Origin of the sequence: Psychrobacter sp. AOP7-C1-14, assembly GCF_052376135.1 — a bacterium.
Classification (GTDB): Bacteria; Pseudomonadota; Gammaproteobacteria; order Pseudomonadales; family Moraxellaceae; genus Psychrobacter.
The window spans coordinates 1-18,288 of sequence record NZ_JBQSVH010000014.1; the positions used below are offsets into that span (position 1 = coordinate 1).

Genomic DNA, 18,288 nt, shown 5'->3' on the forward strand with positions numbered 1-18,288 from the left:
CTATAATCAAAGGTAATTACATCATAGCGGTTATCTAATGATGCGACCATAAAAACCACCATTGAAGTGTAATTAAAATATAGATGGTATTGCTTTCAATTATGAGTAATAAATAATTAATTAAGTTGACATTGATTTTTGATTTTGTATCTAATAAGCTTTTGAATTTTTTACATTGTAAGATTATATGTTTTAGGTTTTATATTAAGTATGATTACTTGGTGAGTAAAATTATATTTATTATCAGACTATATTTTGTAATATAAAATCTAATTAATAGATCTAACAAAATGGAGTGTATTGTGATCACACGGACTGCGAGCAACATTATCAAAAACTCTGTTTCAGCTATGGATATAGCAGCTCGCCTAAAAGAAGGTAGTCTTTGTCCGGTAGCACTTGTTGAAGAGACCTTTGCAAACATAAGAGCTTCTGATCCCGCTATTTTTACAGAGTTGCTCGAAGAACGAGCGCTGAAAGAAGCCTATGCTTCTAGAAAACGCCGCCGTGAAGGTAATCTACTTAGTCCATGGGATGGAGTCCCTATCGCATGGAAAGACCTTTTTGATATAGAAGGTCGAGTCACCACCGCAGGATCTATCGTATTCAGATCTAACGAGCCTGCTACTCATGATGCAGATATGGTTGCAAACGCCACTCGAGCTGGCCTTATATCGATAGGCTGTCTCAATATGACTGAATTTGCTTATTCTGGTCTAGGTCTTAATCCGCATTTTGGCACTCCTCAAAACCCACATGGTACAGGCTCTGCTCGTATTCCTGGTGGCTCGTCATCAGGTTGCGGCGTCGCCATCGCCCGCGGACTAGTCCCACTTTCTGTCGGCAGTGATACTGGGGGGTCGATACGTATTCCTGCTGGGTTAAATGGTATAGTTGGCTATAAAGGTTCTAGTAGAGCGTTTCCAAAAGATGGTACGTTTCCACTCTCACCGACATTGGATACCTTTGGTCCACTTGCTGCTGACCTAAAAAGCTGTATCGGTGCTGCAGAAATTCTCAACGGGCGAGCCGTCACAATGCCCAAACCAACACCTATTAGTCAACTCAAATTCTTTATTCCTAGTAATGTTGTCTTTGAAGATGTACAAGATGCTGTGATAGAGAATTTTGAAGCCAGTATTCGCGCTTTAGAGAGCGAAGGGGCAATGATCACTCGAGGAGTGAGCAGCGAGTTTAAAGAAATAGAGACTCTTGCTGCTCACCACGGTGCCTTGGTTGGCCCAGAAGCATTGGAAGTACACTGGGATCTTGTTCATTCTAAGCATGCGACCCAGATGGATCAAAGGGTGCTTGAACGTATAATTAGTGCGGAGAACATGTCCGCACGTGACTTAATTGTTGTCCAAAGAGAGCGCGCAAGATTAATTCAAGAAAACAGCCAAATTCTAGGTGATCAAATTGTGTTATTTCCCACTATTCCTATTACTGCACCTGAACTCAAACCGCTTGAACAAGATGATGATTTGTATCGAGTTACTAACAAATTAATGTTACGTAATACAGCGCTTGGCAATTTTCTAGATTGGTGTGGTGTTGCCTTACCAAATGGAATAGACCAAAACCAGATGCCTACTAGTATCTTGATGTCAATGCCCGGGGGCCGAGAGAAAGACTTGCTGGCGGCAGCACTTACTGTTGAAAGACTACTACAGTAAAGCTTTTACCAACTATTTAATAAAGAAGTAAAGAAAATCTAAGACCTTTAAAGAAATAAAACTAAACTAAAAGTGTCAAAGGAGAGAGACATGAGTAAAAAAACTATTATATGCGGCTTCGGTACAGATGTAGATTCAGTAGCGGGGTGGATTGGATCATATGGTGGCGGTGAAAGCCCGTCAGATATCCAGCGCGGGGTTTGGGCGTCTGAAGTTGGCGTTCCGCGCCTGTTGAGGCTTTTTAAGAAGTATGATTTACGCACTTCATTTTTCGTCCCTGGTCATAGTCTTGAGACATTCCCTGATATTGCCAAAATGATTGTTGATCATGGTCATGAAGTAGGGGCGCATGGTTACCTACATGAAAATCCTATTGCGATGACCCGTGCTCAAGAAGAAGCCGTGATGGAAAAATCCGTTGAGTTGATTACTAAGCTGACTGGGCAAAGTCCACGTGGTTATGTTGCTCCTTGGTGGGAGATGTCTAAATCTACCCCTGAAATTCTTGCTAAATATAATTTTAAATATGACCATAGCCAAGGATACCGTGATTTCCAGCCTTTCTATGCTAGAGTTGGCGATGAATGGACTGTCATTGACTACTCGAAAACTGCGGAAGAGTGGATGCATCCTATGACCCATGGCGAGGAGATTGATCTGGTTGAGCTTGCTGCCAACTGGTGTGTGGATGATTTACCACCAATGTTGTTCATGAAAAACGTTCCTAACAGCCATGGATTTGTCAATCCACGTGATATTGAGCAAATGTGGCGTGATCAATTTGACTGGGTATATCAGAATATGGATTACGCTGTGTTTCCCTTCACGATTCACCCCGATGTTTCTGGACGTCCACATGTACTAATGATGCTTGAGCGTCTAATTGACTATATCAATGGTCATGAAGGTGTTGTTTGGATGCCATTTGAAGATATTGCTGCTGATTTCCGTACACGTTTCCCATTTGAAGGCGGCAAGCGTCCGGAAGTTATTTAAGAGCAGGATGTTCATAAATTTACGAATCTTGGTGGCATTGTTAAAAGTACTGCCAAGATGATATATAGGGAGAATAGCCATGTGTAGTGCTTGTGGAAATCCCGCAGCTCCTGGACATTGGACAGAAGCAGGTGCGCAAAAGGGCGGTATTCGTCTTAGGGCGATGTTTAATCGAGTATCCATTTTAAAGCGAGTGCTGAAACCTTATGGGTTCTCAGTTTATGCCGACGGGGTGATCCCGCAAATTCAGCTGATATGTCCGGGTGGGGCAAGAGTAATGGTCAATAATTTAACTGAGCTGTGGGCCGAAGTAGAAGGCCGTCAAGGTTTTCCAATCGACCCTTTAGAAACTCAATCAATGGCTTGACCTTAATGCAAATATTTCAGGACAATCGTCTTAATGTCGTTCTATTGAGTGGCTATTTGGGTTCAGGTAAGACGACATGGCTGCGTCATGCGCTTTTTACCAAAGTGTTTGGCAACGTTCAAGTTTTCACTCAAGAAGCGGCGCAGCAACCAGTGGATGACTTACTGTTAGGTAAGGCGACAAGTGTCACTGTTTTGACCGGAACCGCTGGTACTCCTAAGGGTAAAGAAGAGCTGATATCAGCATTACTTGAAGTAGCTGAGTCTCGAACGAGTGGAAAGTCACTTGGTTTGGCTATTGATCAGCCTGATACTCTGATCATAGAAACAAGTGGCTTAGCTGATCCCGAAGAAATCATAGCTGCTATTAAAGAGCATCCCGTTCTGATCTATCATTTTGTCCTCAAAGAAACTATCATCATGGCTGACGCCCTACATTTTCATGTGGCGCTAAAGACTGACACATTGTGTCGTCAGCAAGTTTTATCAGCCGATCGTATTGTCATTGCAAAATCAGAGGAAGCGTCCGAGCAGTCCTTATCGAACCTAGTTTCAGCCATTAGTAAAATCAATCCAGTTGCATCGATTTCCTTATCCACATTCGGTGTCGAAAGCCCTGTACCTCGACTACCAGCACCGACCGAAATTTACGAATCGATTCTCACTAATGCGTGCGCATCAACGACTGTGGTTTCGTTGACGATTCCTAAAGAAGTAGATTGGGTTGGGTTTACTATATGGCTCTCAGCTTTGCTGCACGCTCGAGGTAATACGATCCTGCGGGTTAAGGGTGTTTTGCATACGGATGAAGGCGCGCTATTACTGCAGTCTGTACGTAAGGTCATGCAGCAACCTGAAGTTTTACCGCCTGAGAAAGGCGTCTCTCGACCTGGAGATATTGTATTTATAGGGGAAGGGATGAATCAAGAAGCTTTACTAGCTTCTCTATCTTCTTTTTTAGGACCAAGCTGAGTTACCCATGTATTCAGGTTCAAACATCATCTGCACCGGTATTGAAGCAAGCTGATTGTTAAGCCAAGCTTTAGGGGTGTTCGCCCTAATGTATAGTATTGTAGGTATAGCAAGTTATCTTATAGCTGTTTATATTAAGAGATAGAAAGAGTAAACTGTAATGTCTGTAGAGTGTAATCTTATAAGGTTTTTGGTTAAGATATAGCTGAACTGAAAAAGCCCCAACTTTAAGCTGAGGCTTTTTTGTTTTTTTGATTCTAACTATTTCAAGATTTACCTACCTAGGACAAACTGTCCACCAGAAAAGCTAATACACCCCTCACAAAACCAAGAGTTCAATCTCCTTGCATGAGGAATATCTGCTGGGACATCTAATTGATAGGGACGACCACAGTACTCACAGTGTACGTCATCTAAATAAACCTGACATTTTGCAAGTGTAGCAAATAAAACATCAGTCTCCGTGTTGTGTTCATAACAAAGCAGTTCTAAATGCGCTATATAATTACTGGGCGACACATAGGACCAATACTCATGGCACAAACGCTTTGCTGTATCCTCTAGAGCTGAATCAAAGACGAAGTTCATGCTCATAATACCCTCCTTAGTATCCATAGCCAGTTTGTGGTAGTAGCTCGTAGAGCTCACTCTGTAGCTGACTACACATATCATCAAAGACATAATCAGGATTGGTCTCTAAGCGCGTCTGTACCCATATGCGCAGCGCCGTATGATTATCAAAGCAACTATCAATACTTAGGAACCTAGCCAAACCAGTACCTGACTGAATACAGAGCTCACAAATGAGGTAGTTAGCAATATTATCTGCGCCATTACTGACATAGCCACTAGGTTTAAACGTCGCATGCAATTTATCGTAATCAATCATTTTCATTGTGAGGCCCCTTATCGGTAGATACCTGAGCAATCTGACTGCGATTGACCAATGCTTCAAATGCACTACCATCCTGCCGAGTCATATTCGGTACGTAACGGCTATATGTGTTGAATAGCATCTTGGTTGTAGAGTGTCCCATTTGACTGGCAATCCATTCAGGACTTTCGCCAGCAGCCAACCATAGCGTTGCTGCGGTATGACGAGTCTGATAAGCATTGCGCTTCTTCAGACCCAAAATCTTAAGAGTAGGGTGCCAAACACGTTTATTCACGTTGTTGTAGTCAAGTGGCTCACCCGTATGCGCGCAAAATACATAGTCAGATCGCTTATAAGTGATGGTCTGCTGTTCCTTAGAGCATCGTAGACCCAAGGTGACATTTGAATCGCACGGTAAGACTCTTGAGTCTTAGGAGGAACAATTTTGCCTTTGACATAAGCTTGTTTGATCACAATCTCACGTCGATTAAAGTCAATGTTCTCCCAAGTCAATCCATCAATTTCACTCGTACGCATACCTGTGAAAAAACGTACCAGATAATAATTGCGATAGTCTGCTCTTACACCATTAATAAACGTCCAAACCTCATTCAGTGTGAATGGTTGAATATCCGTTTTGGGCTGTTTGAGCGCATTGATATCGTAGTAAGGATTATCAAATTTATAGCGTTTAGCCGCTTCTTTTAGTATCATACCTAAAGGTACCATGATCGAATTGATGCGTGCCGCTGACAGATGTTTGTTAGCTTTTCCGTACGTTACTTTGGCGAGCGATGAACGGAAGGCTAATACATCTGTCTTTTTTATGAGATGGATGGGCTTGGTCTCAAACTTAACAATCAAGTACATATCAATAATCTCCTTTATTTTGCGCTTGTAAGTATCACGCCATTCAATTTCTTTTTCAGAGAACCATAATTCTGCAAACTGTTCAAAAGAGGGCGTATCGGTACTAATGCATTCCTTGCGATCGTTTAACGCTACCATCTGTGCCGCTTTATCACTTTTTGGAAAGTACTTAGCGTAGTTGAACAGTCCTAAAACGATTTCTGCTTCCATTTTCTCAATCACTTTTTCAAGCTTCTTGCGATTCGCTGGTGTGTCTGTTAGGTTTGTCGTCTCCCGACAGCGTATACCCATATAGTAAAAATCTACAACAAGCTTGCCGTATCTACTTCTGATACTAGCCATTCTATTTCTCCTTATTGAAGTGTCATGGCATTGACGCTACCGGCGATACCAGTGCGCATATCTTTTTCAATTTCTTCCCAAATGTACAAAATCTTACGACCACCAAATGGACGTATGTAATGAATACCCTCGATAAGCACACTATCTTTGAGCTCATTACGGATAGTACGAGGGTTGTATTTGATGAGCTCAGAAAGCTCTTGGGTAGTTAGGTAGGTATGTGACATAATATGTTCCTTATATAAAGTTTAACCATAATGGTACTTTTAAACACCATAGTTGTAATTTACCATAAATTTATAACTATGCAAGTACTTTTTATAATTATAATTGGAGTTTATAGAATGATAGTTAACCATCTCCCAACTTTGTTAGCTGAAAGAAGGCTAAAAGTAGCGGATGCCGTACGAGCAACAGGGGTAAGCAAAACGACATTACATAAAATATATAACGATCAATCATCTAGAATTGATTTTGATACTATAGATAAGCTTTGTGGGTATTTAGACGTAGAGGTAGGGGATATTTTTGAATATGTAAAAGAGGATAAAGAGAAAAATACTCAGAAATAGGTTTTAGCTTACAGTTTAAAGTAGAGGTCAAAAAGAGGGTTTTAATTTTAATGGTTTTTGAGGGTCGGTCACGTTTTGGTCACCATTTGGTCACCGTCACTTTTTTAAATGATTTAAATCTGCTTGTATAATCATGACTATGAGTCGATGTAGACAAGTATTTTCCGCTACAGCCCATATTTCACGGACAAAAAAAATCCCCAATCTTAAGATTGGGGATTTTCGAATCTGGTAGGCGTAATCGGATTCGAACCAACGACCTCTACCATGTCAAGGTAGCGCTCTAACCAACTGAGCTATACGCCTATTTAGGTTGAGCATTTTAGCAAGTTTCCCAGACTTTGCAAGTCTTTTTTAGCATAAACCTATTTTATTGTCATAATATTTAGTATTCAGTTAGATATTAGTTATTGGAATATATTTTTGTGTATATTTACTAAATATTAAATTTAGTCCGTTAAGTATTTATTGTTAATAAATGGTACGACTCTAATGAATACAGGTCTATAACTGGTATGATACCTCTTTAAATAACGCGTTTATCGTGATAACAATAGCTTAAAGTCAATCATGCTTAGTAAGCGTTAGACAAATATTAAAAATAGTTGGAGAATAACATGGGTCTCTTGGTAGACGGACAGTGGCAAGACAAATGGTACGATACAAAAAAAAGTGGCGGCCGCTTTCAGCGTGAAGATGCTGGTTTTAGAAATTGGGTAACGGTAGATGGTAGTGCAGGGCTAACAGGTATTGAGGGTTTCAAAGCCGAATCTGACCGCTATCATCTTTATGTGTCGCTAGCCTGCCCTTGGGCACACCGCACGCTTATCTATCGCAAGCTTAAAGGCTTAGAAGACATCATTCCGATATCTGTAGTACATCCATATATGGGTGAGTACGGCTGGACGTTTGCAGAGGGGGCAGGGGTCATTGCTGATCCAGTGATCAATGCAGACTATGCCTATGAGCTGTATACCAAGGCCAAGCCAGACTATACAGGCCGTGTCACCGTACCTATTTTATGGGATAAAAAAACAAACACGATTGTGAGTAATGAGTCATCTGAGATCATTCGCATGTTTAACTCAGCTTTTGACGAGGTTGGTGCGTTAGCAGGTAACTTTGTACCAGCAGAGTTATTGCAAGAAATCGATGAGATCAATGATTTTGTTTATCCTACGATAAATAATGGTGTGTACAAAGCAGGATTCTCTACCACACAAGAGGCTTATGAAGAAGCTGTGACCGAGCTATTTACAGCCTTAGATACTCTTGAGGCGCGCTTAGCACATCAGCGTTATCTGACAGGCAGCACTATAACCGAAGCTGATTGGCGACTCTTTACGACTTTGGTTCGTTTTGATGCTGCTTATGTTGGGCATTTCAAATGTAATATGCATCGTATTGTTGATTATCCAAACCTTTGGGGCTATCTGCGTGATTTATATCAAGTACCAGGTATCGCAGATACTGTAAATATGGATCATATCAAGCAGCATTATTACACCAGTCATGCCAATATTAATCCTACGCGTATTGTGCCTATTGGTCCTGATATTGATTTTATGACAGCGCATTATCGTGAGCAGCTATAGATATTTATAGTTCGTAAACTTAATAAACCTCTTTATTTTGAATAGAGTATCAGCATAAAAAAGCCCCAGCTACTAATAAGCAGCTGGGGCTTTCGCACTATAAAAAGTAGTGTAATTACTATTAGGCATTATTTAGCTGACGGGCCGCTTCTAAGGCAAAGTAGGTCAAGATGCCATCAGCGCCAGCACGGCGGAAGCCAATCAGCGACTCTAAAATCACTGCATCACTCAACCAGCCGTTTTGAATGGCCGCCATATGCATAGCATATTCGCCAGACACCTGATAGGCAAAGGTTGGTACGCCAAAGGTATCTTTGACTTCACGAATCAAATCAAGATAAGGCTGACCTGGTTTGATCATGACCATATCTGCGCCTTCGTTGATATCCATAGCCACTTCATGTAGCGCCTCAGCACGATTGCCAAAATCCATCTGATACTGCTTTTTATGGCCACCTTTTAGGTTGCCCGCACTACCGACAGCATCACGGAATGGACCGTAGTAAGCAGAAGCATATTTTGCTGAGTAGGCCATGATAGCCGTATTGACAAAACCTTCTGCTTCAAACGCATCACGCATGGCTTTGATACGGCCATCCATCATGTCACTAGGAGAGATAATGTCTGCACCCGCGCGAGCATGTACAAGTGCTTGCTTGACCAATACTTCGATGGTGGCATCATTGATGACGTAGCCGCTGTCATCAAGCAGACCGTCTTGACCATGTGAGGTATAAGGGTCTAGCGCGACATCAGTCATGACGACCATTTCTGGTACAGCGTCTTTTATCGCTTTTATCGTGCGTACTGTCAGAGCGTTTTCGTCATAAGCTGCGCTACCGTCTGGTGTTTTCAAAGCATTATCGATCACAGGAAAAAGGTCGATGGTTGTGACGCCTTCTGCTAATAACTCTTTGGCATAATTGATTAGCAAGTCAATCGATAGGCGCTCGACACCTGGCATACTCGCGATGGTCTCGCGCTGATTTTCACCCTCTAATACAAAGACAGGGGCGATAAAGTGCTTGGGATGCAATTCTACTTCACGAATCATTGAACGTACGTTGTCATTGTAGCGTAGACGGCGTAAGCGAGTAGCAGGGTACTGACGATTAAAGGTATAGCTCATAATAATTCCTTGTGATTGTTTTAATAGTTATCATGTTACATGGTTAAAATAATATCTTTCTAAAGGGTATTTTGTAAAATTGGCCTATCAGAAACGGTATTTCATAAAGTGGCTGTATAGAGAGAGGCCTTGTATAAAGCGGCTCTACTATAACAAAAAGACGTTAATAAAAGTAAAAAGCCCCACCAAGTTGAGTCGGTAGGGCTGATCTTACTTATCGACTGTCAATGTGATGATAGTTTATATCATCAAATTAAGCATGAGTCATTTAAGGCTCAACAATCTGCGTAGCAGGAGCTTGTTCGGCGCTATTGTTATTAAAGCGAGTCTCTTCAGTAACCACACCGACAGCAGCATCCTTCTTGCCATCATCATTGACATCGACGATAGCAGTCGGTTCAAAGGTAGTTGTTTCTACCGCTTGTGATTGCTTAATCGCGACAGCTTCCTGTGGCGTCGTTACACGCGCTGAACCAGCTGCTTTGATAGCATTTGTCGCTTTGGTTTTTGCACTAGTAGCAGAGCCAGTCACAATCTGTGCCAAGTTGGTATGCTGCGGTACTGGGATAGCGGTCGGTATATCAAGGTTGGCACCGCCACCGAGCGCTTGGTACAACTCAACCTGACTAATGATTTTTTGTAGCTCTAAATCTAATATGTCTTGCTGAGTAGAGAACAGTGAGCGCTGGGCATCAAGCACGTCTAGGTAGTTATCAAGACCAGACTTGAAGCGCGCATCTGCTATCTGATAGGTCTGCTCAAAATTATCTTGCAAGCGATACTGCGCTTCTAATTGCTCACCAAGCGTTGCACGTGTGGCAAGTACATCTGACACTTCGCGGAATGCTGTTTGAATAGAGTTCTCATAACTGGTAAGCGTTTGGTCACGCTCAATTTGAGCCACATCATAATCAGCATCCAAACGTCCTGCATCAAAGATAGGTACGCTAACGCTTGGGCCAAATGACCAGCCAACGGCACCATTCTTAAACAAGTCATTTAAGCTGCCGCTACTCACGCCCACACTACTGGTTAAACTAATAGAGGGGAAGTAAGACGCACGAGCCACTGCAATATTGGCACCAGCGGCTTTCAAGTTGTATTCTGCTTGCAAAACATCAGGACGATAGCGTAGCAACTCACTTGGTAAGCCAGTATTAAAGATTTTCTGGCTAGTAATATTACTAACAGCCGGTGTTGGAATTAGCTCAGCAGGAATAGAGCCACCAACCAAATACTGCAGTGCGTTTCTGGCTTTTAGAATATTGGTTTGCGCAGCCAATACAGCAAGCTTGGCGCTTTCAAGAGAAGCAGAAGCCTGCAATGAAGGTAGTTTTGCATCAATACCTGCTTCAAAACGCTTATTTGTAATGAATAACGAACGTTCGCGACTTTCAACAGTCGCTTCAGCAAGCTTTAACTGTGCCAAGCTATAGCTTAGATTGGCATAGCCTTGTGAGATATTGCTGATTAGACTGATTTGAGTCGCGTCTTTGGCTGCTGTAGTCGCCAAGAAGTTCTGTAAGGCTTGATCTTTTAAGCTCGAGATTTTGCCCCAAAAGTCTAGCTCGTAACTAGCAAGACCTAGATTGACGCTATAACTGCTACTAGCGTTTCGGTCAGTGCGATTCTGTGCTTGACGGGTATAACCGGCAGTGCCATCGATAGCTGGCAAGTCATTAATATCGGTAATCTGATACTGTGCACGTGCTTTTTCGATAGCTAGGCGAGCGCTTTCAAAGTCTTTATTGTTTTCAAGACCTAACGCAATCAGGCCTTTTAGACGCTCATCGCTATAAAAGTTCTGCCAACGTTGACCTGCAATACTCGCTTGCTCTGCGCTACTTGCCGTTTCCTTATCAAACGCACCATAAGATTGCTGCATAGAAATGTTCGGCTCTGCGAGAACTGGGCTCATATCGGCTTTTGGAATGGTATTACAAGCGGCCATGCTAATTGCTAAAGCAGTTAGACCTAACAAGCGACCGCTGTTCTTACGCAAACGTGATAGCGTTGGCTGTGCAACGGTAGCTGTGATAGCTACCGATGATGCACTAGTGATAATTGTTTTTTGAGCACTCATTGTATATTGTCTCCAAGACTTGCAGGCTGATAACTCTCAGAAGATGTTGGGTTAGGCGAGTTGGGCGTACCATTGCCACCATCTCTATCATTTGGCTTATTATTCTCATATTTATGAGGGAAGATGCTTCGTATCCAAATATAGAACATCGGAATAAAGAACACTCCTAATAAGGTGGCAGTGACAACGCCACCAACCACACTAGTTCCGATCGCATTTTGACTGCCAGACCCTGCGCCAGTGGCTAGGAATAATGGCACGACCCCAAGACCAAAGGCAAGTGATGTCATGATAATAGGACGTAAACGTTGACGCGCCGCTGTCATGACTGACTCTTTGAGGCTGTAACCCTCTTCTTGATGATCTCTTGCAAACTCGATAATCAAAATAGCGTTTTTGGCTGATAGACCAACGACAGTTAATAGACCTACTTGTAAATAAACGTCATTGGATAAGCCGCGGAGCCATGTGAATATCACAGCGCCCAAGACCCCAAGCGGGATCACTAATAGTACAGAAAATGGTATAGACCAGCTCTCATATAGTGCTGCAAGACATAAGAAGACGACTAGGATTGAGACCGCATATAGCATTGGGGCTTGCGCACCTGATTCTTGCTCTTCTAGTGACATACCTGTCCATTCATAACCGACACCTTCAGGTAGCTTGGTTATGAGCTCTTCCATCGTACTCATTGCCTCACCAGTACTAAGACCAGCTGCTGCTGAACCTTGAATATTCATTGATGATAAGCTGTTATAACGCGTCAGACGTGGAGAGCCTGATTGCCATTCGCTACTAGAAAATGCATCGAATGAAATCATATCACCATTTTCATTGCGTATATACCATTGGCCAAGATCATCAGGATTGGTGCGACTGCTTGGTTCACCCTGTACATAAACCTTTTTAATACGACCACGGTCAATGAAGTCATTAATATAGCTTGAACCCCATGCGGTTGATATGACGCTATTAATATTTGACATTGACAAACCATAAGCGGCGGCTTGTTCTTGATTGACATTGACTTTTAATTGTGGAGCATCTTCTTGACCGTTAGGGCGTACACCAGTTAAGTTTTCATTTTGTGCGGCCATACCAAGCAGTGTATTACGGGCTTCGAGCAGACCATCGTGACCAAGGTTGCCTGTATCTTGCAACATCAAGTCAAAACCACTGGCATTACCCAGTGCGGTAATAGCGGGCGGTACAATCGCGAATACTGATGCTTCATTAATCTGAGTAAAGAAATACCCCATGGCACGTTCGGAGATGGCTTGAGCAGTATTATCATCACCCGGACGGTCATCCCAGTCTGATAAGCGCACAAACGCCAGACCCATATTTTGGCCCGATCCGGCAAAACTAAAGCCTGCGATAGTAAAGACAGAAGCGATATTGTCTGTTTCTTCAGTATCGTAATAGTTTCTTACCTTATCAAGAACGTCTTGTGTTTCATCTATAGTAGAGCCAGAAGGCAGCTGAACGATCGTGAACATAAGGCCTTGATCTTCTTCTGGCAAAAATGAGCTAGGAATCCGTAAAAAGACCACCGTCATGATGCCGATAATCGCAGCATAAATGATAAGGTATATCCATTTACGACCGAAGCTCTTACCAATAAAGCCTTCATACGAGCGGCTTGCTTTAGAGAAACTACGGTTAAACCAACCAAAGAAACCTTTTTGTTTTTCGGTGCTGTCTTTTTCGTGACTTTTACCACGCTTTAGCAAGGTTACACATAAAGCAGGGGTAAAGATAAGTGCTACTAGAGCAGATAGCACCATGCTGGTAATCAGAGTAATCGAAAACTGACGATAAATAGCTCCAGTTGAACCACTAAAGAAGGCCATTGGTAAAAATACTGCTGATAGGATCAGAGCGATACCAACAACAATCCTGCTAATTTCACCCATCGACTTTATCGTGGCGTCTTTAATAGAGATATGCGGGTCTTCTTCTAATATTCGCTCAACGTTTTCTACAACGACGATGGCATCATCGACCAGTAGACCAATGGATAGTACCATGGCAAACATCGTCAGTACGTTGATACTAAAGCCAGCAATATATAACACGGCAAATGTACCCAAAAGAACGACAGGGACAGCAAGCGTTGGAATAATTGTGGCGCGCCAGTTCTGTAAGAAAATGAACATGACGATAAATACTAATACGATTGCTTCAATAAGCGTATGTACCACTTGCTCAATAGATAAACGTACAAAGGGTGTCGTGTCGTAAGGTGTAACTGATACTAGGCCTGTAGGAAAATTGGCTTCTAACTCAGCCATACGTGTACTGATGGCCTCACGAGTATTCAGCGCATTGGCACCACTAGCAAGTGAGATACCCATACCTGCCGCATCTTGACCATTATATAATGAGTTGACACTATAGTCTTCACTACCGATCTCAACATCTGCGACATCGCCTAAGCGCACTTGTGCACCTGAGGCATCAGTTTTTAATAATATATCTTTAAATTCATCAGGCGTCTGTAAGTAGCTTTGTACCGTAACTGTTGCGTTGATGACTTGCTGTTCAGTATCAGCGGGTGCTTGTCCTAGCTGTCCTGCAGATACTTGCGTATTTTGCGCGGTAACTGCAGTGACCACATCAGAGGGCATTAAGCTGTAACTGCGTAAGCGTGCAGGGTCGAGCCAGATACGCATCGCGTATGTAGAACCAAATACTTGAACTTCACCAACCCCTTCAACACGGCTGATCTGATCAACGACATTTGAGTTAACGTAATCGGCAATATCGTTACGATCCATACTACCATCTTCAGACACAAAGCCTTGTACCATTAAAAAGCTGCTAGAGGATTTGTTAACGGTAACCCCTTGACGCTGAACGGATTCAGGTAGTGAGCTTGTTGCTGACTGGAGTTTATTCTGTACTTGTACTTGAGCCGTATCAGGGTCAGTACCATTCTCAAACGTCAGCGTCACGGATGCACTGCCGTTTGATGAGCTGGTTGACGACATGTACATCAAGCCGTCAAGCCCTTTCATTTTTTGTTCAATAACCTGAACAACTGAGTTTTCAATAGTTTGCGCATTGGCACCTGGATAGCTTGTACTAACCGAAACAGTTGGTGGTGCAATACTAGGATACTGTTCAACCGGTAGGCTGTTAACCGATATTATCCCGATGAGCATGATCAAAATAGCCAGTACCCATGCAAAAATAGGGCGATCAATAAAAAAACGTGACATAGTATATCCCTAAGTCTTCCTATATTTGAATGGAATTAGTTAGTGGCAGTTTCTGCAGGTTTTTCGCTCTCTTTTGCAGCTTGCTGTGGTGTTTTGGCTACAGTATTAGAAGAAGCGCTTTGCGTCGCTGATGTTGACTTAGTGTCTTCAAGGGGTTTAGCAACCACTTCCTGATCTGGTTTTACCTTTGAGCCACCAATAACTACTAGCTTTTCGCCTTCTTTTAGACCGTCAGTTACTACCCAGTTGCCGTTATAAGTGCCATTGACCGTTACAGGACGTACTTTAATTTGATTATTCTCGTCGACGATATAAACCTGAGTATCACCTTTAGCAGAACGTGTAACAGCGCTTTGAGGAACGAGTGTAGCATTGGTAATAACGCTTTGAGTTAAGCGTGCCGTGACATACATACCTGGTAGCAGGATATTATTACTATTTGGGAATACAGCACGTAGGGTGACAGCACCTGTTGACTCATCCACTTTTGCTTCAGACAAAGCCAGTTGACCATTGACAGGATAAACTGTTCCATCTTCTAATACTAACTCAACTGTATTTGTACCTGTTTGAGCTTCGCCAGCAGAAATCTGTTGTCGTAGTTTGAGTAGCTCAGAAGAAGACTGACTAATATCAACGTAGATAGGGTCTAAGCGCGAGATAGTAACCAATGGATCGGCTTGGCTTGCACTAACCAATGCACCAGCAGTAAAACTTGAGCGATCGCTACGGCCTGTAAGAGGGGCGCGTACGATGGTACGGTTCAGATCCAAAGCGCTGGCTTGTAAACCTGCTTTTGCGCTTTCAATAGTCGCTTTTGCGCTCTCAGCACTGGCTTCAGACTGGCCGATAGCTGCGCGCGCGCTGGCTACCGCTGCTTCGGCGGTACGAAGAGTGGTCACAGCTTGGTCGTATTCTTGTTTAGATATAGCATCAATTTCGACCAAACCACTTAATCGCTGTAAGTCGCTTTTTGCTTGTGCTAATGATGCTTGGTTGCTAACCAGAGCAGCTCTACTGCTAGCCGTATTTGCCAATGCCGTTTGATAATTGGCTTGTGCTTGCTGTACGGCTGCTTGGCTACTCGTTACAGATGAGGCATAGTTATCAGTATTAATGCGATACAGTGGTTGACCTTTTTTGACGTTACTTCCTTCACGAAAAAGTACTTCGTCAATGACGCCATTAACCTGTGGACGGACATCGGCTGTCTGATAGGCTGAGGTCCGGCCGGAGAATGTTTGTACTTGTGGTACAGATTCAAAAGTGACAGTCTGTACGTTGACGACAGAGGGTGGCATCTGCTGTTGAGCAGCATCCCCAGCGGCGTCTCCGCTGTTGTCGCAGCCAACCAGTACAGCTCCAGATAGTACAGATGCTATTACAAGCGCAAGATAAGAGTGCTTCATCAATGTCCTCGGCAATATATAAATAGTGACAGTATAAAAATCGATCAATAAGTTTAGTGTACTGAATATAAGGGTCTTACTAATGATAAATAAAAAATAAATAGTCTACGCTAGCACTATTTACTCAAATTTCAGATCGTTCAGTTAATGGAACATTGCCAATCAAAAATCTGACATCGACATGGATTAAGTATCGAAAGAACTATTTAGCATTAATTGTTTAAGCAAACCACAAAGTGGATTAATAAATTTAATGAGTTATTATAAACTATTGGGGTAACCCCACAGTCAAGTGGTTTGCGATATGAGCTGGACCGAAAAGGAGAAGTATGACAGTTTGCGGATTAACGAATTACTGTCATAGTAAGCGTCGTCTCTACTAACAGCTAATAGCTCCATGCACAACCTAGTATCAAAATATATTGTAAATTTTTGTTATAAATCTAAAGCCCTAGAGTTAATGAGGTCTTTAAATAGTAAAAAATCAACTTTGTCAACAAAACGACAATTTTAGCAACCCCTAATTGCAGTCATAAAAAATAACTATCAGTATGTGCCTGCGAAGCGTGCACAAATATTATTCGACTGTTGAAAAAATTCTTATATGATTATAGTACTGCTAGGATGTATGAAACTTAAAGAAAGGTAACGATTTAGCTGACAAACGATTTTTTGAGAAGATAATTCTTGTTTAGTGGGCCTTATATTCCTTAATGGCCAAAAAGCTCTGCTAAAAAATGAGTCGCCGTAATCATTTAACAATATAGACGACTCAGTTTTGATTATACTAATCGTGCGCTAGCGAGTTCAGTTAATTGATATAAGCCTGTACGATAACGGTTATCAGGTAGTGTGCTCAGAGCGTCTTGCGCCAATTTGGTTTCTTCCAACGCGCGCTGCTTACAATAAGCCAATGAGCCAGAGCTACGTACCAATTCAATAAGCTGCTCAGCATTTGGTGTCTTACCTGTCTGAACGGCGATACGTAACTGCTCATAGCCTTCAAAGTTACTATCTTTGAGTAGTTCGAGTGCTTTAATAGTCGGTAGGGTAGGTTTGCCTTCAGCAAGGTCGTCGCCTAGGTTTTTGCCCATCACGTCACTATCGCCACTATAGTCGAGTACATCATCGATAATCTGAAAGGCATTGCCAAAGTGCTGTCCAAAGTCGCCCAATGCTGCCATGTATTCTGTCTTGTCTTGCAAGATAGCAGCACCTTGAGTCGCCATCATGAAAAGGCGTGATGTTTTGCCATCGATAATGCGCAAGTAATCTTCTTCTGTCGCAGCAGGGTTATGCTGGTGCTGTAGCTGTAATACTTCGCCCTCAGCAATGTCACAAGTCCCATCTGAAAATACTTGTAACAATGGCAGGCTTTGAAAACCAACCAAAAGATTAAAAGCGCGAGCAATCAGATAGTCGCCTACCAACACAGCAGTAGCATTATCCCATGTGGCATTTGCCGTTGGTTTGCCGCGGCGCTGTCCTGATTCGTCGATGACATCATCATGCACTAAGGTAGCCGTATGTAGCATTTCCGTGATAGCAGCCAGATGCATGGCCTTTTCTGATGGATTATCATCAAACATACGGGCACAGAGCAATGTAATCAGTGGACGCATACGTTTGCCACCAGCATTGATCACGTGTTGCGATACGCTCATGACGAGTTGTACTTTTGAGTTCAAGCTGCCAAACACTTGCTTGTCCATTACTTCAAAATCATTGGCTACAATACTTTGAATGTCAGCATAGCTAGGCGTCGATTGAGAAACAGGCATGGTATTATTTAAAGAGTTACTAGTCATAATAAATAGTCATATTAATAAGAGTAAAGAGAGTTGTTATAACCTTGACTTTATCTATCAGTAGATAAAGTATTATTGCGCTTATGATAGCATAGCTATCTGTTTAAATTGTTGGTTAAAATATAGGGCACAAGTAGGTCAGGAGTATGATATGTAGGGCGTACCAAGTCTATAAGACAAAATAAAAACCCCTCATGTTTTGAAGATAAATCTTCTAGCTTATCTGAGTTTTTTAGTCACATAAATGTTTTATAAAAAGCTGTAAGTAACTGATTGCATAAGTTATAATGGCCGCTGTTGGGCTTAATCTATCACTTATCATGACTATTTCTCATGTTTATATTCGTATTGTCGTTCATCGACTTTCCT

Annotated in this window: 14 protein-coding genes, 1 tRNA gene and 1 pseudogene; 6 read left to right on the forward strand and 10 right to left on the reverse strand. The window is 42.3% G+C overall.

Annotated features, from left to right (window positions below):
* The first annotated feature begins 302 nt into the window (after positions 1-302).
* The 4 genes from ACT3QN_RS09785 to ACT3QN_RS09800 all read left to right on the forward strand — a co-directional run bounded on the left by ACT3QN_RS09785 (position 303) and on the right by ACT3QN_RS09800 (position 4,010).
* Positions 303-1,676: an amidase family protein gene (locus ACT3QN_RS09785; RefSeq protein ID WP_444523141.1), complete on the forward strand. Its 1,374-nt coding sequence runs from the start codon at positions 303-305 to the stop codon at positions 1,674-1,676.
* Between the two features lie 90 nt (positions 1,677-1,766).
* On the forward strand, positions 1,767-2,672 hold the full coding sequence (locus tag ACT3QN_RS09790) for a polysaccharide deacetylase family protein (RefSeq protein ID WP_444523142.1): 906 nt from the start codon (positions 1,767-1,769) through the stop codon (positions 2,670-2,672).
* A gap of 79 nt (positions 2,673-2,751) precedes the next feature.
* Positions 2,752-3,039 (forward strand): hypothetical protein, encoded by a 288-nt coding sequence (locus ACT3QN_RS09795; RefSeq protein ID WP_444523143.1) that lies wholly within the window; start codon positions 2,752-2,754, stop codon positions 3,037-3,039.
* A gap of 5 nt (positions 3,040-3,044) precedes the next feature.
* Complete coding sequence (locus tag ACT3QN_RS09800) at positions 3,045-4,010, forward strand: CobW family GTP-binding protein (RefSeq protein WP_444523144.1); 966 nt, start codon at positions 3,045-3,047, stop codon at positions 4,008-4,010.
* 273 nt (positions 4,011-4,283) lie between these two features.
* Here the strand turns inward: ACT3QN_RS09800 and ACT3QN_RS09805 are convergent, their stop codons facing one another.
* The 4 genes and pseudogenes from ACT3QN_RS09805 to ACT3QN_RS09820 form a co-directional block, all read right to left on the reverse strand.
* Entirely contained in the window at positions 4,284-4,604 is a 321-nt protein-coding gene (locus tag ACT3QN_RS09805) for a hypothetical protein (protein ID WP_444523145.1), read from the reverse strand.
* A 10-nt stretch (positions 4,605-4,614) separates the two neighbouring features.
* Complete coding sequence (locus ACT3QN_RS09810; protein ID WP_339726124.1) at positions 4,615-4,905, reverse strand: hypothetical protein; 291 nt, start codon at positions 4,903-4,905, stop codon at positions 4,615-4,617.
* Positions 4,892-6,096, reverse strand: a pseudogene (locus tag ACT3QN_RS09815) (Arm DNA-binding domain-containing protein). The gene ACT3QN_RS09810 and the pseudogene ACT3QN_RS09815 overlap by 14 nt, the downstream one beginning before the upstream one ends.
* A gap of 11 nt (positions 6,097-6,107) precedes the next feature.
* Positions 6,108-6,323 carry a hypothetical protein gene (locus ACT3QN_RS09820; protein ID WP_444523146.1) on the reverse strand — a complete coding sequence of 72 codons (216 nt, stop codon included), beginning with the start codon at positions 6,321-6,323 and terminating at the stop codon, positions 6,108-6,110.
* 117 nt (positions 6,324-6,440) lie between these two features.
* On the opposite strand from ACT3QN_RS09820, the gene ACT3QN_RS09825 reads away from it, so the two are divergent.
* Positions 6,441-6,668, forward strand: coding sequence for a helix-turn-helix domain-containing protein (locus tag ACT3QN_RS09825; protein WP_444523147.1), 228 nt, complete (start codon positions 6,441-6,443; stop codon positions 6,666-6,668).
* 229 nt (positions 6,669-6,897) lie between these two features.
* Here ACT3QN_RS09825 and ACT3QN_RS09830 read toward each other — a convergent pair.
* Positions 6,898-6,974: transfer RNA gene (locus ACT3QN_RS09830), tRNA-Val, on the reverse strand.
* A 311-nt stretch (positions 6,975-7,285) separates the two neighbouring features.
* Here ACT3QN_RS09830 and ACT3QN_RS09835 point away from each other — a divergent pair.
* Complete coding sequence (locus tag ACT3QN_RS09835; RefSeq protein WP_444523148.1) at positions 7,286-8,263, forward strand: glutathione S-transferase family protein; 978 nt, start codon at positions 7,286-7,288, stop codon at positions 8,261-8,263.
* A 121-nt stretch (positions 8,264-8,384) separates the two neighbouring features.
* Here ACT3QN_RS09835 and hemB read toward each other — a convergent pair whose 3' ends face one another.
* From hemB to ACT3QN_RS09860, 5 genes are all read right to left on the reverse strand, one after another.
* Positions 8,385-9,392, reverse strand: a complete 1,008-nt coding sequence (gene hemB / locus ACT3QN_RS09840; protein ID WP_444523149.1) for a porphobilinogen synthase — start codon at positions 9,390-9,392, stop codon at positions 8,385-8,387.
* Between the two features lie 268 nt (positions 9,393-9,660).
* Positions 9,661-11,475, reverse strand: coding sequence for an efflux transporter outer membrane subunit (locus ACT3QN_RS09845; protein ID WP_444523150.1), 1,815 nt, complete (start codon positions 11,473-11,475; stop codon positions 9,661-9,663).
* Positions 11,472-14,702 carry an efflux RND transporter permease subunit gene (locus tag ACT3QN_RS09850; RefSeq protein WP_444523151.1) on the reverse strand — a complete coding sequence of 1,077 codons (3,231 nt, stop codon included), beginning with the start codon at positions 14,700-14,702 and terminating at the stop codon, positions 11,472-11,474. Before ACT3QN_RS09850 ends, ACT3QN_RS09845 begins: the two co-directional genes overlap by 4 nt.
* A 35-nt stretch (positions 14,703-14,737) precedes the next feature.
* Positions 14,738-16,111 carry an efflux RND transporter periplasmic adaptor subunit gene (locus ACT3QN_RS09855; RefSeq protein WP_444523152.1) on the reverse strand — a complete coding sequence of 458 codons (1,374 nt, stop codon included), beginning with the start codon at positions 16,109-16,111 and terminating at the stop codon, positions 14,738-14,740.
* Between the two features lie 782 nt (positions 16,112-16,893).
* Complete coding sequence (locus ACT3QN_RS09860) at positions 16,894-17,919, reverse strand: polyprenyl synthetase family protein (RefSeq protein WP_444523153.1); 1,026 nt, start codon at positions 17,917-17,919, stop codon at positions 16,894-16,896.
* Positions 17,920-18,288: the final 369 nt, after the last annotated feature.